Origin of the sequence: Geobacillus sp. (genome assembly GCF_017515625.1) — a bacterium.
GTDB classification, from domain to species: domain Bacteria; phylum Bacillota; class Bacilli; order Bacillales; family Anoxybacillaceae; genus Geobacillus; species Geobacillus stearothermophilus.
Window position 1 is genome coordinate 26,923 of the sequence record NZ_JAFWFM010000078.1, and the last position, 14,446, is coordinate 41,368.

A 14,446-nucleotide genomic window follows, 5' to 3' on the forward strand; every position below is an offset into this window, starting at 1 on the left:
CCTTCTACCTTTATTATTATGCCGCAACCGTGCTGTGCTCCACAAGAAAATCGATCGTTTTCCGCCATTTTAAATCTTCTTTGACGCCATCCAAGCTGCCGAGCAGCTCTTTTAACTTGTCCACGCTCAAGTTGTAGGCTTCCGCCATTTTTTGGAGTTCTTCCTCCACCTCTTCATCGGTTACCTCGATGTTTTCTGCTTTGGCGATCGCTTCGAGCGTCAAGGCCGCACGCACCCGTTTTTCGGCGTCTTCTTTCATTTGCTCACGCAGCGCCGCTTCATCCTGACCTGAGAATTGATAGTACAGCTGCAAGTTCAGCCCTTGCATTTGCAGTCGTTGATCAAATTCGCGAAGCATCCGGTCCGTCTCGTTTTGCACCATGACAGCCGGAATATCGATTTCCGCATTGGCAGCCGCTTTTTCGACGACCGCATTGCGCAACGCCGTTTCCGCTTCATTCTTTTTCGCTTCTTCCAGACGGGCGCGGATTTTCGCTTTCAGTTCGTCAAGCGTTTCAACTTCTTCATCGACGTCTTTCGCAAACTCGTCATCCAAAGCCGGCAATTGCTTCGCTTTCACTTCATGCACTTTCACTTTGAACGTCGCCGGTTTGCCGGCCAGCTGCTCAGCGTGGTATTCTTCCGGGAACGTCACTTGAATTTCTTTTTCTTCGCCGGCTTTCATACCGACAAGCTGTTCTTCAAACCCCGGGATAAAGGTGCCTGAACCGATTTCGAGCGAATAGTTTTCCGCCTTGCCGCCTTCAAACGGCTCGCCGTCGACAACCCCTTCGAAATCGATGACGACCGTATCGCCGTTTTCCACCGTCCCGTCTTCTTTCACGACAAGTTCGGCGTAATTTTCTTGCAAACGTTTCAATTCGTTTTCGACATCTTCGTCCGTCACGGTTGTATCCATTTTTTCCACTTCAAGCCCTTTGTATTGACCGAGCTTCACTTCCGGCTTTACGGTCACTTTCGCTTTGAAAATTAAGCTTTTGCCTTTTTCCATTTGCTCAATGTCAATCTCCGGCATTGACACCGGTTCGATGCCTGCCTCTTCGACGGCTTTGGCATACGCCTCTGGCAGCAAAATATCGAGCGCGTCTTGATAGAGCGCCTCAACGCCAAACCGTTTTTCAAACAGGACACGCGGCACTTTCCCTTTGCGGAAGCCCGGCAGCGCAATATTTTTCACCACTTTTTTAAATGCGGCATCCAAGCCTTTGTTCACTTGCTCGGCGTCGACCTCAACGGTCAATACGCCTTCGTTCCCTCCAAGTTTTTCCCATTTGACTGACATCCTTGTTCCCTCCACCTGAAATCATTGCTCGGACCATAGCGCACTCCGCTTGTCCATATCTTTTTATGATGCCCAATTATGTAGACAAGTATGCGAAAACAGATACATAGCACAGCCACTATATTATAACATACAACAGCCATGTTTCAACAGAGAACTAGCCATTAGAGGGAGGAAAGTTCCTCTATTTCGTATAGATTTTGGCAAAGCGTTTCCATCTCCGCCGCCTCCACACCGTAGCGGTCGGCCAAGGCGGTCGCGTCAGCATCCAAGCCTAAAAACCGGCTCGCCATCCAATGGAGAGCAGCAAGCCAGGCCGCTGCATCCGCCGGCTCTGGCGGAAACGGGTACAACACATATGCATAGCGAAGCCAAATGTCCGCCGCCGTTTCATACAAACTCGGGCTTTCCGCCGCGAGCTGCTGTTCAAGCCGACCCAGCAGCGATGAAGCAAATTCCGTTTCCGTCTGTTCGTCCAACGCTGACGGGACGACCTCCATGCAACGGCCAAATTTCTCAACCGTCACCGTTTCGTTGACTTGCTTCCCTGTCAACAGGCGAAGGAGCATCGTTTTCGCCATCGGGCTTTTTTCCGGTGCGCGTAAATATTGCTTGAGCAACGGCAGCACCGGCTCGATGTCTTCTTTTTCCAGTTGTTTAATCAGTTGCAGCTGCTCAGCAATGTCCCCGGACTCAAGCAGCCGTCTCACCCGCTTCCACTCCGCGGGCGGAAGCGTGCGGGCATTCATTTTTTCACTAAACCGGAGCAGCTGATGAAGCTGTTCGCGCAACGAAGCGGATAGCGACGGATGGCGCAAGGCGGCGCGGATCACCGTTTCCGCCTTGCTGTATCGATTCGTTTGCAGCAGCACAGCGAGATACATTTGCAACAGATCGCTGTTGTTCGGCTGTTCGTCAAGTAAGGCGGCGAGGCGCCACTCCGCCTCATCGTAGTCTCCAAGCTCATAGCAACAGACAGCCAGCCCAAGGCGAACAGGAAAACTGTGGTCGCCAAGCTGTTCAGCAGCGCGCAAAAAGCGGAGCGCTTCTTTGTAGCGTTTCGCTTCAAGCGCCGCAAACGCTTCTTCCATCAGTCGTTCTTTCGTTTGCGGAAACATGATGATTTTTCCTTTTTTCCCGGTCATCTTCGCCCGCTCCCATTTGCATTTACCATCAGTGTAACAAGTTTTCCCTAGCGAAACAACCCGCGCCTTGCTGGGTAACACAAACCGCTTGTTTGCCAAAAAGCAGCCGGCCTCTGGACGCAGGCGCCGTCAAACGCGAAAAAGGCTGCGCCCGCCGATTGGCAGAGCAGCCCATCTCTCCTTGCCTCCCGAAACACATGGCGCTTACGGCCGTGGACAATGCCGTCGTTCGTAGGCGGCGATATGCGCTTCGTACACAAACGTCAAATCAATTTCGTCCCATCCTTTTAGCAACAGCTGTTTTCGATACGGGTCGATGTCAAACGGACGCGAAAATCCTTCATCGTCAAATACCCGCTGTTCTTCAAGCGAAACCGTCAGTTCATAGTCTGCGCGCTCGCTTTGGCGCAGCAAGTAGCGGACATCCTCTTTATCCAGCCGGATCGGCAACAGCCCGTTTTTTAAGCAGTTGTTGTAAAAAATATCGGCAAACGATGGGGCAATGATGACGCGAAATCCGTAATCTTGGAGCGCCCACGGCGCATGTTCGCGCGATGAGCCGCAGCCGAAGTTTTCATCGGCGACTAAAATCGTCGCCCCTTCGTTTTCCGGGCGGTTGAGCTCAAACTCCGGATTTGGCGTGCCGTCGCTCAAATACCGCCAATCGTAAAAGAGAAACTGGCCAAAGCCGGTGCGTTCAATCCGTTTCAAAAACTGCTTTGGAATGATTTGATCGGTATCAATATTCGCCCGGTCGATGCCGGCGGTTTTCCCGCGGTGAATCGTAAACGGCTTCATCCCGTCTCTCCCCTTCCGTCCCGTGTATCGTTCGTTTCTATGCCGCTTTTGAGAAGATAGCCCCAAAACGGGGGCGGCCATATCAAGGAGCACCCGTCATCGGACCAGCTCAGCTTCAAGCTGGCGCACATCGACAAAATGTCCGTAAATCGCAGCCGCCGCGGCCATCACCGGGCTGACGAGATGCGTGCGCGCCCCTTTTCCTTGCCGCCCTTCAAAGTTGCGGTTCGACGTTGACGCACAGTGCTCGCCTTCCGGAATGATGTCCGGGTTCATGCCCAAACAGGCGCTGCATCCAGCATCACGCCATTCAAAACCGGCATCGATGAAAATTTGCGCCAACCCTTCCGCCTCGGCTTGTTTTTTCACTTGCTGCGATCCAGGCACGACGAGCGCCCGTACACCCGGAGCCACTTTTTTCCCTTTCACGATGCTCGCCGCCGCGCGCAAATCGCTGAGGCGTGAGTTGGTGCACGAACCGATGAAGACGTGCTGCACCGGAATATCCGCAATCAGCGTGCCCGGCTTGAGCCCCATGTACTCAAGCGCCCGGCGCACCGCGTTTTGCTCTGTTTTGTTTTCAAACTGCTCGGGATGCGGCACGACACCATCGACCGATGTGCTCATCGCCGGGGTTGTACCCCATGTCACCATCGGGGCGATCGTCGACGCGTCGATTTCAATCGTCTTGTCGTATTCCGCCCCCTCATCGCTTGCAAGCGCCCGCCACCGTTCGACCGCTTGCTCAAACGCTTCGCCTTTTGGCGCATATTTGCGGCCGCGCAAATAGGCGAATGTCGTTTCATCCGGGCTGATGAGCCCGGCTCTCGCCCCCGCTTCAATCGACATGTTGCAAATCGTCATCCGTTCTTCCATCGACATGCGGCGGATCGCCTCACCGGTAAATTCAATAATATAGCCGGTGCCGACGCCAACGCCATAGCGGCCGATCATGGCCAAGATGACATCTTTGGCGGTCACCCCTTTGCCGAGGCGGCCGTTGATGCAGATTTGCAGCGTTTTCGGCTTATGCTGCCAAAGCGTTTGCGTCGCCAGCACGTGCTCGACCTCGCTTGTGCCGATGCCAAACGCCAACGCGCCAAACGCCCCGTGCGTCGACGTATGGCTGTCGCCGCAAACGATCGTTTTCCCCGGTTGGGTCAAGCCGAGCTCCGGACCGATGACGTGCACGATTCCTTGCTCTTCGCTATGCAAATCTGCCAGTGGGATGCCGAACTCGCGGCAGTTGCGCTCAAGCGCAGCGATTTGGTTGCGCGCCACTTCGTCGGTAATCACAAATCGGTTAACGGTCGGCACGTTATGGTCCATCGTCGCAAAGGTCAAATCCGGCCGCCGCACCTTCCGCCCTTTTTGCCGCAATCCTTCAAAGGCTTGCGGCGAGGTCACTTCATGCACTAAGTGCAAATCGATGTACAATAAATCCGGTTTGCCCTCCTCACGGTAGACGACGTGGTTTTCCCAAATTTTATCGATGATCGTTTTCGGCTTCATTGGTTTTCACCTCGCACGTCTTAGGTATAAACGGTCCTAATTTGAGCAATGGTCGTATAATCCAGCACCGCCGCTTTGATTTCTTCGACCATTTCGTTCGTGGATACGATGCGGCCGCCGCTTGGCGCCAAGTCGGCGGTGCGCAAACCTTGATCGAGCGCCTGCCACACCGCGTGCTCTACCGCCTCCGCTTCCGCGGTGAGCCCGAACGACAGGCGAAGCATCATCGCGGCCGACAAAATCGCGGCAATCGGATTGGCTTTGTTCATACCGGCAATATCAGGCGCCGAGCCGTGAACCGGCTCATACAAACTCGGCCCGGAAGCGGATAAGCTGGCTGACGGCAGCATCCCGAGCGAACCGGACAGCATCGAGGCCTCGTCGCTCAAATATCGCCAAACATGTTTTCTGTCACAATGACATCAAACTGCTTCGGCGCGCGGATGAGCTGCATCGCGGCATTGTCAACAAGCATATGCTCAAGCGTGACGTCCGGAAATTCCTTCGCCACCTCTTCGGCCACTTCTCGCCATAATCGGCTTGACGACAGGACGTTCGCCTTGTCGACCGACGTCACTTTTTTCTTCCTCCCGCGCGCAAGCATAAACGCCATGCGCACGATCCGTTCGATTTCTTCCTTTTTATATAAGAGAGTGTCAACCGCTCTTTCTTCCCCGTTTTCCACGACGCGGCCGCTCGGCTGGCCGAAGTAAATGCCGCCGGTCAGCTCGCGGACGATGACAAAATCGACGCCTTTCACGAGATCCGGTTTTAACGGCGAAGCGGAAACCAAACTGTCATAGCAAACAACCGGCCGCAAGTTGGCATATAAGTCGAGCTGCTTGCGAATGGCAAGCAATCCTTTTTCCGGGCGCAAATGCGGAGGGTTGTCGTCCCACTTCGGACCGCCGACCGCCCCGAGCAGCACCGCATCGCTCTGTTGGCAAAGGCGAAGCGTCTCTTCTGGGAGCGGCGTCCCGGCTTCATCGATCGCGACTCCGCCAATCAATCCATACTCAAACGCAAACTCGTGGCCAAACCGGATGCCGACCGCTTTCAAAACCTCGACCGCTCCGGACGTCACTTCCTTGCCGATGCCATCGCCCGGCAAGACGGCAATCCGATAGTTTCCCATGTTTGAATCCCTCCGTTTTATGATGTTGCCACCTTTTCGTTTTCAGCACGCATCGCTTCGATCATAAACACGCGGTTCATGGCGTTGATGTACGCTTTCGCCGACGCCTCAAGCACGTCTTGCGCCGTTCCGCGCCCGCTCGTTTCAACATCGCGCACGCGCACTTTCACAAACACTTGCGCTAGCGCATCGCGGCCGCCGCCGACCGACTCAATCCGGTAGTCAAGCAGTGTCACTTCCGTTTGGAAGCAGCGCTCGAGCGTATTGTACAGCGCCTCGACGCTGCCGGAGCCGGTCGCCGCTTCTTGGATTTCATTCCCCTTCCCGTCTTTCAGTACCACGACCGCTGTCGGAATTTGATTCGTCCCGTATTGCACTTGAATGGAAGACAATTGATAAAAATCTTTGAAGTGGTCGAACTTCTCTTCGAAAATCAACGCGATTAAATCGTCGTCGGTAATATCCTTCTTTTTGTCCGCCAGTTCTTTAAAACGGACAAACAGCTGATTGATCTCTTCATCGGACAACGTGTAGCCGAGCTCCTCAACCCGGTTGCGAAGCGCATGGCGGCCGGAATGTTTGCCGAGCACCATCGAATTCGACGGCACGCCGACGAGCTCCGGTGAAATGATTTCGTACGTCGTTTTTTCTTTTAAGACGCCGTCTTGATGGATGCCGGATTCATGCGCAAACGCGTTTTTGCCGACGACCGCTTTGTTGGGTGGAACGACGACCCCGGTCAGCTTGCTGACAAGATTGCTTGTGCGCTTAATTTCTTGCAAATTGAGGCGCGTTTCCACTTGATAATAATCTTTGCGAATGTGAAGGGCGACGGCGATCTCCTCAAGCGCCGCGTTGCCGGCCCGCTCGCCGATGCCGTTGATCGTGCACTCGACCTGCGTCGCCCCATGCTCAATGGCCGACAACGAGTTCACCACCGCCATGCCCAAGTCATCATGACAATGAGCGGAGAGCGAAACATTTTCAATATTCTGAACATTGTTTTGCAAATAGAGGAAAATTTCCCCGTATTCTTTCGGCGTAATATAGCCGACCGTATCCGGGATGTTGATGACCGAGGCGCCGGCTTTGATCACTTCGGCGACGATTTTCGCCAAAAACGGCAGCTCGCTCCGGCACGCATCTTCCGCCGACCATTGGACGATCGGGAAAAAGCGCTTCGCGTATTTCACTGCCTCAACCGCCGCTTCAATCACTTGTTCCGGCGTCATCCGCAATTTATGCACCATATGGATCGGCGAGGTGGCGATGAATAGGTGGAGCCTCGGCTCCGCGCCGCCTTTTAACGCCTCCCACGCCGCATCAATGTCGCTTCGGACCGAGCGCGACAGCCCGGTGACCGAGCATGTTCTCACCGTTTCGGCAATTTGTTTGACCGCCTCAAAATCGCCTTTTGACGAGGCGGGGAAGCCCGCCTCGATGATGTCAACCCGCAGCCGTTCAAGCTGACGGGCAATTTCCAACTTTTCTTGCAAGTTCAAATTGACGCCGGCCGACTGTTCCCCATCGCGCAATGTAGTATCAAAAAACTTAATGTTTCGCACCTGGCACCACCGCTTCTTTTTGTTTTGCTTTCACAAACGGCATCATGCTCCGCAGTTCGCGTCCGACGACTTCGATTAAATGCTCGTTCTCGCGCCGGTTGATGGCGTTGAACTCCGGACGGTTTGCTTGGTTTTCCAAAATCCAGCTTTTCGCGAATTTGCCGGTTTGGATGTCATCGAGCACCTTTTTCATTTCCGCTTTCACGGCGTCGTTAATGATGCGCGGACCGGTGATAAAGTCGCCCCATTGCGCCGTATCGGAAATCGAGTAGCGCATCCACGACAAGCCGCCTTCATAAAGAAGATCAACGATGAGCTTCATTTCATGCAAACACTCGAAATAGGCGACTTCCGGCTGATACCCGGCTTCAACGAGCGTTTCAAACCCGGCCTTGATGAGCGCCGTCAGCCCGCCGCACAGCACCGCTTGTTCACCGAACAAGTCGGTTTCCGTCTCTTCTTTGAACGTTGTCTCCAACACCCCAGCTCGAGCAGCACCAATCGCTTTCGCATAGGCGAGCGCCGTTTCTTTCGCGTGTCCGGTTACATCTTGATAAACGGCGATGAGCGCCGGCACCCCGGCTCCTTCCGCATATGTGCGACGCACGAGATGGCCTGGTCCTTTCGGCGCCACCAAGAAGACATCGACATGCTCCGGCGGGACGATTTGGCTGAAATGAATGTTAAACCCGTGCGCAAACACAAGCGCGTTGCCCGGTTCAAGCCCCGGTTCAATCTCTTCCTTGTAGACAGCCGGCTGTTTCTCATCCGGCAGCAACACCATCACAATATCCGCTTGTTTTGCCGCTTCGCGCACCGAGTATACTTCAAAGCCGTCCTGTTCCGCCTGCTCCCACGATTTCCCTTTGCGCAACCCGACAATGACGCGGACGCCGCTGTCGCGCAAGTTTTGTGCATGGGCGTGGCCTTGTGAGCCGTAGCCGATGATCGCGACCGTTTTCCCTTGCAAATATTGTTCGTTTGCATCCCCGTTATAGTAGACTTTTGCCATGATTACCCTCTCCTTTGTCGTGTAGTGTAAATGGGCCGCCATGCGCCCTCATTGCGCACAGGCGCGGTTATTCGTATCGACAATGTTTTGACAACGATCGTTGCAACGGAGACAGCGGCCGTTAAATGATAAACGCCGTTTTCTGGTTGGCTGCCGCTTTTTGCGCCCCGCGGGTGAACGCGGTCGTACCGGTGCGCGCCACTTCTTTGATGCCATAGGGGCGCAATAGCTCAATCAACGCCTCGACTTTTTCCGGCTCGCCGGTGACTTGAATGACGAGGCTGTCTTTGCTGACGTCGACGATCGAGGCGCGGAACGGCTCAATGAGCGTGTAGATTTCTTGGCGGATCGCCGGAGCAGCCGACACTTTCACAAGCGCCAGCTCACGGGCGACGATCGCCTGATCCGTGATGTCATTGACTTTCAATACATCGATCTGCTTGTTTAGCAGTTTGATAATTTGTTCCGCGGTCCGTTCGTCGTCGACATTGACGACAAATGTCATCCGCGAGACTCCATCGATTTCCGTATGCCCGACGGTGATGCTTTCGATATTGTAATGCCGCTTCGTAAACAGCCCGGTGATGCGGTTTAACACGCCCGGGCGGTTGTTGACCGTCATCGTGATCATTCTTCGCACGCTTTCACCCCCACCATTTCATGAAGCCCTTTGCCAGGCGACACCATCGGATACACGTTCTCGTCGGCGCGGACGTGGAAATCCAACAGCACCGGGCCGTCCATCGCAAACGCTTGTTTTAACACTTCAGCTGCTTCCGCCTCCGTCTTCGCCCGCAGCCCCGGTATGCCGTATGCTTCAGCGAGTTTTACAAAATCCGGATGATTCGGGATGAGCGAATGGGAGTACCGTTTTTCGTAAAACAGCTCCTGCCATTGCCGCACCATGCCGAGCGCCTGGTTGTTGACGATGACGATTTTAATTGGCAACCCCAGCTCTTGAATGACCGACAGCTCTTGAAGCGTCATTTGGAAACCGCCGTCGCCGACGATGGAAACGACGGTCGCGCTCCGATCCGCCAGCTGGGCGCCGATCGCTGCCGGAAGCCCAAAGCCCATCGTGCCGAGCCCCCCGGACGTCACCCACCGGTTCGGTCGATTGAACTTGTAATATTGCGCCGCCCACATTTGGTGCTGGCCGACGTCCGTTGTGACGATCGCTTCGCCATTTGTCAATTCGTAAATCATTTCGATAAGCTTTTGCGGCTTGATCGTCCCGGCTTCCGGCTCGTAATGGAGCGGGAAGCGCCGCTTCCACTCATTGAGCTGTTCGAGCCACGCCGCGTTGTCAGCCGGTTTGCCTTGCTGGGCGATCAGTTCCTGCAGCGCCGCTTTGGCGTCGCTGACAATCGGAATTTTGGTCGGCACGTTTTTGCCGATTTCCGCCGGGTCGATGTCGATATGAGCGACAGTCGCCTTTGGCGCGAAGTATTTCAAGTTGCCAGTGACCCGGTCGGCAAAACGGGCGCCGATGTTGATAAGCAAATCGCACTCATAGAGCGCCATGTTCGCCGTGTACGTCCCGTGCATGCCCGCCATCCCCAAGAAAAGCGGATGGTCTGCTGGGAAGCCGCCAAGGCCAAGAAGCGTATGAACGACCGGAATGTTTTGCTGCTCGGCGTACTGCCGCAATTCGTTTGCCGCGTCGGCGTGCAAGACGCCGGCGCCGGCTAAAATGACCGGCCGCTTCGACTGGCTGACCGCCTCGACAAGACGGCGGATTTGCCAATGGTTCGGCTGTGTCGTCGGCTGATACCCAGGCAAGCAAACTTCTTCATCGTAATCGAATTCCCCTTCGGCCGTTGTGATGTCTTTCGGAATATCGATCAACACCGGTCCCGGTCGTCCAGTCGTTGCGATGTGGAACGCCTCTTTGATGATTTTCGGCAGCTCACTGATGTCGCGCACTTGGTAGTTGTGTTTCGTAATCGGCATCGTAATCCCGACGACATCGGCTTCCTGAAAGGCGTCCGAGCCGATGACGCTCGTCGCTACTTGCCCAGTGAACACGACGAGCGGCAACGAATCCATCATGGCGTCGGTCAGTCCGGTGACGATGTTGGTCGCTCCCGGCCCCGATGTCGCGATGACGACCCCCGGTTTTCCCGAAATGCGCGCGTACCCTTCCGCCGCATGAATGGCTCCCTGCTCGTGCCGCGTCAAGACGTGAAACACACCGGCTTTATACAGCTCATCGTAAAGCGGAAGCACCGCGCCGCCCGGATAGCCGAAAATGACTTCGACTTGCTCCGCCTTCAGCGCTTCGATCAACATCATCGACCCGCTCATCTTCGTCTTCGTCTGCTCCTCCACGTTCATCTTTGCCATCGTCGATCCTCCCCGTTGGTTGTGATTCATATAAAAAACCTTTTCACCCACCATGACTGGCATTTCCAGCCAAAGGGGCGAAAAGGTTCCTTTCCGCGGTACCACCCTTCTTCACGGCCATGACGGCCGCCTCAGGAGCAGCCAGCCGAAGCCGGCTGCTCGTTTTTTGTAACGGGTGAAGCGCACATCCCCACCCGTCCGGCCCTACTGGCGAATCTGCGTTCAAGCCGGCGCTCGGAGGTGAGTTCATCAAGCGGCAACATCACCGGTTCGCAGCTCCCCCGGCTCTCTGTGGATGTTGGCCCCGCTGACTACTTATCCTCGTCAACGCTTTCTCGCTATATGGTTGTCATTCTTGCTCAACTGACATTGGCGTTCGTCGGATACACCTTTACTCCTTCGACGACTACGCGGCGGCGGAATTCTTCAAGCAGCCGCTTCGTATGCGGACCCGGCGTCCCGTCGCCGATCGTCCGGCCATCGACTTTAATGACGGAAATGACTTCGGCTGCCGTCCCGGTTAAAAACACTTCATCTGCCACATACACGTCATGGCGGGTGAACGGCTCCTCTTTCACCGTATAGCCGAGATCAACGGCAATTTCCATAATCGCCTGACGCGTGATGCCTTCCAGCGCCCCGACATACCCTGGAGGCGTGTAAATGACGCCGTTTTTAATGATGAAGACGTTGTCGCCGGAACCTTCGGCCACATATCCTTGGTCGTTTAAGATCAGCGCCTCGCTCACGTTGGCCAAATGCGCTTCGATCTTCACGAGAACATTGTTCAAATAGTTGAGCGATTTGACCTTCGGACTCAGCACATCAGAGCGGTTGCGGCGCGTCGCTACTGTCACCACTTCGATGCCGGTTTCATATAAATGTTTTGGAAAGAGCGCGAGCGGCTCCACGATAATGACGATTTGCGGCGTTTTGCATTTGTACGGATCAAGGCCCAAATCGCCAACCCCGCGCGAAACGACTAAGCGAATGTATGCATCCTGATAGCCGTTGCGGCGGACGGTTTCAAGCACATGGCCGATCATTTCGTCCTTCGTATATGGAATGTCGAGCAAAATTGACTTGGCCGAATTGTACAGCCGATCTATGTGCTCCTCAAGACGGAAGACGTTGCCGCTGTAGACGCGAATGCCTTCAAATACGCCGTCCCCATACAAAAATCCATGGTCATACACGGAAATTTTGGCGTTTTCTTTTGTCACAAATTCTCCGTTTAAAAAGATCCATTGTTCGCCCACTTCGGTTCCCCTCTTCCTTGATCAGTCAACGGTTGCTTTAAACGGCTCGGCGATGCGTTTGAATCGTTTCTTTTGTTTGAAAATTATAATAATCCGAAACGACCGCGCCGTCAATAACTTTTTTTGAAAATTTCGATTCGTCGAACTGCTTGTATACGCTTACAATTTGATAGAATCAAGGATTTGCCGTTTAAAAAAATTTTTTCTTCGCCTAGCAGTGAAGAGGGAAGAAGCTATGTTTCCCCATTCGCAAAAGCAACGCAACGCCTCCGGCTCGAGAAACCCGCCGGCCTCTTGAAAACGTCCGGAAAACGAAAAAGACGGACGCTTTGTCCGCCTAGATGGAAAACGTTTGTTGCAAGCCTGGGACCGGCTTCCCTGCTGTGTCGTAAAATTCCACTGTCGCCCGGCCGTTTGCAGCGGTCAGCACCGCGTACGTTCTTTCTTTTCTCCCGCGCGGCAAGGCGATGCTGCCGGGATTGATGAACAGCACCCCCTCGATTTGCTCGGCCCCAGCCAGGTGGGAATGGCCGAAACAAACGACATGGGCGCTCGTTTCTTTCGCCCGGTAGTAGAGGCGCAGCAGCGACGTTTTGACGCCGTACAAATGGCCGTGCGTGATGAGAAAGCGAAGGCCTTCCGCCTCCTCGGTCCGCTCATTCGGAAACGCCGCGAAATCGCAGTTGCCGCGCACGACGACAAATGGAGCAAGTTCGGCCGCTTGAGCCGACAGCTCGGAATCGCCGCAATGAATAAACAGATCGGCTTCATGGCGATGGCGCTCGACAATGGCGGAGAGTTCGCCGCTGAGCCCGTGGCTGTCGCTTACAACGACCGCTTTCATTCCATCCGTCCCTCCCCTCCCATGATGTCATCCCATTGCTCGTCAAGCTTGGCCAGCGCCTTCGCCCGGTGGCTGATCTCATTTTTCTCTTCCGGGGTGAGTTCCGCCATCGTCTTCCCCTTTTCCGGAAGATAAAAGACGGGGTCATAGCCAAAACCGCCTTCTCCCCGCGGCGCTTCGGCGATGTACCCTTCGCACGCCGCCTCCACAACGGCCGTCGGCCGCCCGGGGATGGCGACCGCCAGTGCGCAATGAAACCGGGCGGTGCGCTGTTCCATCGGCACGCCTTCCAACTCGTGAAGCAGCTTCGCGATGTTGCGCGCATCGTTTTTGTCTTCACCGGCATAGCGGGCTGAATAGACGCCCGGCCGGCCGCCGAGCGCATCGACCACCAGCCCCGAATCATCGGCGATCACCGGGCAGCCGAAACGGTGAGATATGGCTTCCGCTTTTAACCGGGCGTTTTCGGCAAACGTGCTTCCCGTCTCCTCGACGTCCGGAACGTCCGGAAAATCAAGCAGCGATTTGACGTCGATGCCCCGCTTCGCAAACAAAGCGGCAAATTCGCGCACTTTTCCGGCATTTTTCGTCGCGATCACAATCTTGTTCACTCTGTCCCCTCCTCCTGCTTCGCTTCTTGCTTCGTCCCGATGCGAGCCGCCCAATCGCCCAAAACGCGGCGCTGCACGGCGATCAGCTGTTCAATGCCGATGTGCGCCGCCTCAAGCAATTCATCGAGCTCGGCGCGAGAAAAAGTCGCTTCTTCCCCGGTCCCTTGAATTTCAACAAACTGGCCGGATCCGGTCATGACGACGTTCATATCGACTTTTGCCCGCGCGTCTTCATCGTAATTCAAATCGAGCACAACGCCATGCTCCGGATCGATGCCAACGGACGTAGCGGCAAGAAAATCGCGGATTGGAAGCGCCTCGAGCTTCCCTTCGTCAACGAACTTGGAAAGCGCCAGCACGAGCGCCACGTAGCCGCCGGTGATCGAGGCGGTGCGCGTTCCGCCGTCCGCCTGAATGACGTCGCAATCGATCCAAACCGTTCGTTCGCCAAGCCGCTCCAATTCAACGACCGAGCGGAGCGCGCGGCCGATCAGGCGTTGAATTTCCATCGTCCTCCCCGACACTTTCCCTTTGCTTGCCTCCCTCGCATTCCGCTGCTCTGTCGCCCGCGGCAACATCCCATATTCGGCGGTGATCCATCCTTTTCCGCCGCCGCGCATAAACGGCGGCACTTTTTCTTCCACCGTCGCCGTGCAAATCACTTTCGTGTCGCCGATTTCAATCAACACGGACCCTTCGGCATGTTTCACATAATGCGGCTGTATATGTACAGGGCGCAGCTCACGGTTATGTCGTCCGTCTGCTCTCATTCACTCTTCCTCCCTCTAGAAATGTTGATTTATCAAGGCTTTTCGGCCCCTCAGGGGTGTCCAAAAAATATTTTTCGACAAAATCCCTTACATCCTTTTTCAGTTTTGTGGATATCTTACAGACCTAGGGTGCGCTTCGCGGCCAC

At 55.0% G+C, this 14,446-nt stretch carries 12 protein-coding genes, 1 pseudogene and 1 other annotated feature; all 13 genes and pseudogenes read right to left on the reverse strand.

Translation table 11 applies throughout. The features are described from left to right. Nucleotides 1-16: 16 nt before the first annotated feature. The 13 genes and pseudogenes from tig to rph all read right to left on the reverse strand — a co-directional run bounded on the left by tig (nucleotide 17) and on the right by rph (nucleotide 14,300). Entirely contained in the window at nucleotides 17-1,303 is a 1,287-nt protein-coding gene (tig, locus tag IKE44_RS04950; RefSeq protein WP_033014329.1) for a trigger factor, read from the reverse strand. Between the two features lie 164 nt (nucleotides 1,304-1,467). Beyond that, entirely contained in the window at nucleotides 1,468-2,448 is a 981-nt protein-coding gene (locus IKE44_RS04955) for a tetratricopeptide repeat protein (protein WP_033014331.1), read from the reverse strand. Nucleotides 2,449-2,652: 204 nt separating this feature from the next. Then, on the reverse strand, nucleotides 2,653-3,246 hold the full coding sequence (gene leuD / locus IKE44_RS04960) for a 3-isopropylmalate dehydratase small subunit (RefSeq protein ID WP_011232131.1): 594 nt from the start codon (nucleotides 3,244-3,246) through the stop codon (nucleotides 2,653-2,655). 96 nt (nucleotides 3,247-3,342) lie between these two features. Further along, entirely contained in the window at nucleotides 3,343-4,758 is a 1,416-nt protein-coding gene (leuC, locus tag IKE44_RS04965; RefSeq protein WP_287465196.1) for a 3-isopropylmalate dehydratase large subunit, read from the reverse strand. Nucleotides 4,759-4,778: 20 nt separating this feature from the next. After that, nucleotides 4,779-5,893, reverse strand: a pseudogene (gene leuB, locus IKE44_RS04970) (3-isopropylmalate dehydrogenase). Between the two features lie 17 nt (nucleotides 5,894-5,910). Continuing rightward, a complete protein-coding gene (locus IKE44_RS04975; RefSeq protein ID WP_033014336.1) occupies nucleotides 5,911-7,458 on the reverse strand; it encodes a 2-isopropylmalate synthase in 1,548 nt (515 codons plus the stop codon). Next, nucleotides 7,445-8,470 (reverse strand): ketol-acid reductoisomerase, encoded by a 1,026-nt coding sequence (ilvC, locus tag IKE44_RS04980; protein WP_033014337.1) that lies wholly within the window; start codon nucleotides 8,468-8,470, stop codon nucleotides 7,445-7,447. The genes IKE44_RS04975 and ilvC overlap by 14 nt, the downstream gene beginning before the upstream one ends. Nucleotides 8,471-8,591: 121 nt before the next feature. Continuing rightward, entirely contained in the window at nucleotides 8,592-9,110 is a 519-nt protein-coding gene (ilvN, locus tag IKE44_RS04985; protein WP_033014338.1) for an acetolactate synthase small subunit, read from the reverse strand. Then, entirely contained in the window at nucleotides 9,098-10,816 is a 1,719-nt protein-coding gene (ilvB, locus tag IKE44_RS04990) for an acetolactate synthase large subunit (RefSeq protein WP_033014347.1), read from the reverse strand. The genes ilvN and ilvB overlap by 13 nt, the downstream gene beginning before the upstream one ends. A gap of 70 nt (nucleotides 10,817-10,886) precedes the next feature. After that, nucleotides 10,887-11,153, reverse strand: a binding site (T-box leader). A gap of 22 nt (nucleotides 11,154-11,175) precedes the next feature. After that, nucleotides 11,176-12,075: a branched-chain-amino-acid transaminase gene (gene ilvE / locus IKE44_RS04995; RefSeq protein WP_033010640.1), complete on the reverse strand. Its 900-nt coding sequence runs from the start codon at nucleotides 12,073-12,075 to the stop codon at nucleotides 11,176-11,178. Between the two features lie 337 nt (nucleotides 12,076-12,412). Beyond that, nucleotides 12,413-12,919 (reverse strand): metallophosphoesterase family protein, encoded by a 507-nt coding sequence (locus IKE44_RS05000; RefSeq protein WP_033014339.1) that lies wholly within the window; start codon nucleotides 12,917-12,919, stop codon nucleotides 12,413-12,415. Then, nucleotides 12,916-13,530 (reverse strand): XTP/dITP diphosphatase, encoded by a 615-nt coding sequence (locus IKE44_RS05005; RefSeq protein ID WP_033014340.1) that lies wholly within the window; start codon nucleotides 13,528-13,530, stop codon nucleotides 12,916-12,918. Before IKE44_RS05005 ends, IKE44_RS05000 begins: the two co-directional genes overlap by 4 nt. After that, on the reverse strand, nucleotides 13,527-14,300 hold the full coding sequence (gene rph, locus IKE44_RS05010; protein WP_033010643.1) for a ribonuclease PH: 774 nt from the start codon (nucleotides 14,298-14,300) through the stop codon (nucleotides 13,527-13,529). Before rph ends, IKE44_RS05005 begins: the two co-directional genes overlap by 4 nt. Nucleotides 14,301-14,446 lie beyond the last annotated feature (146 nt).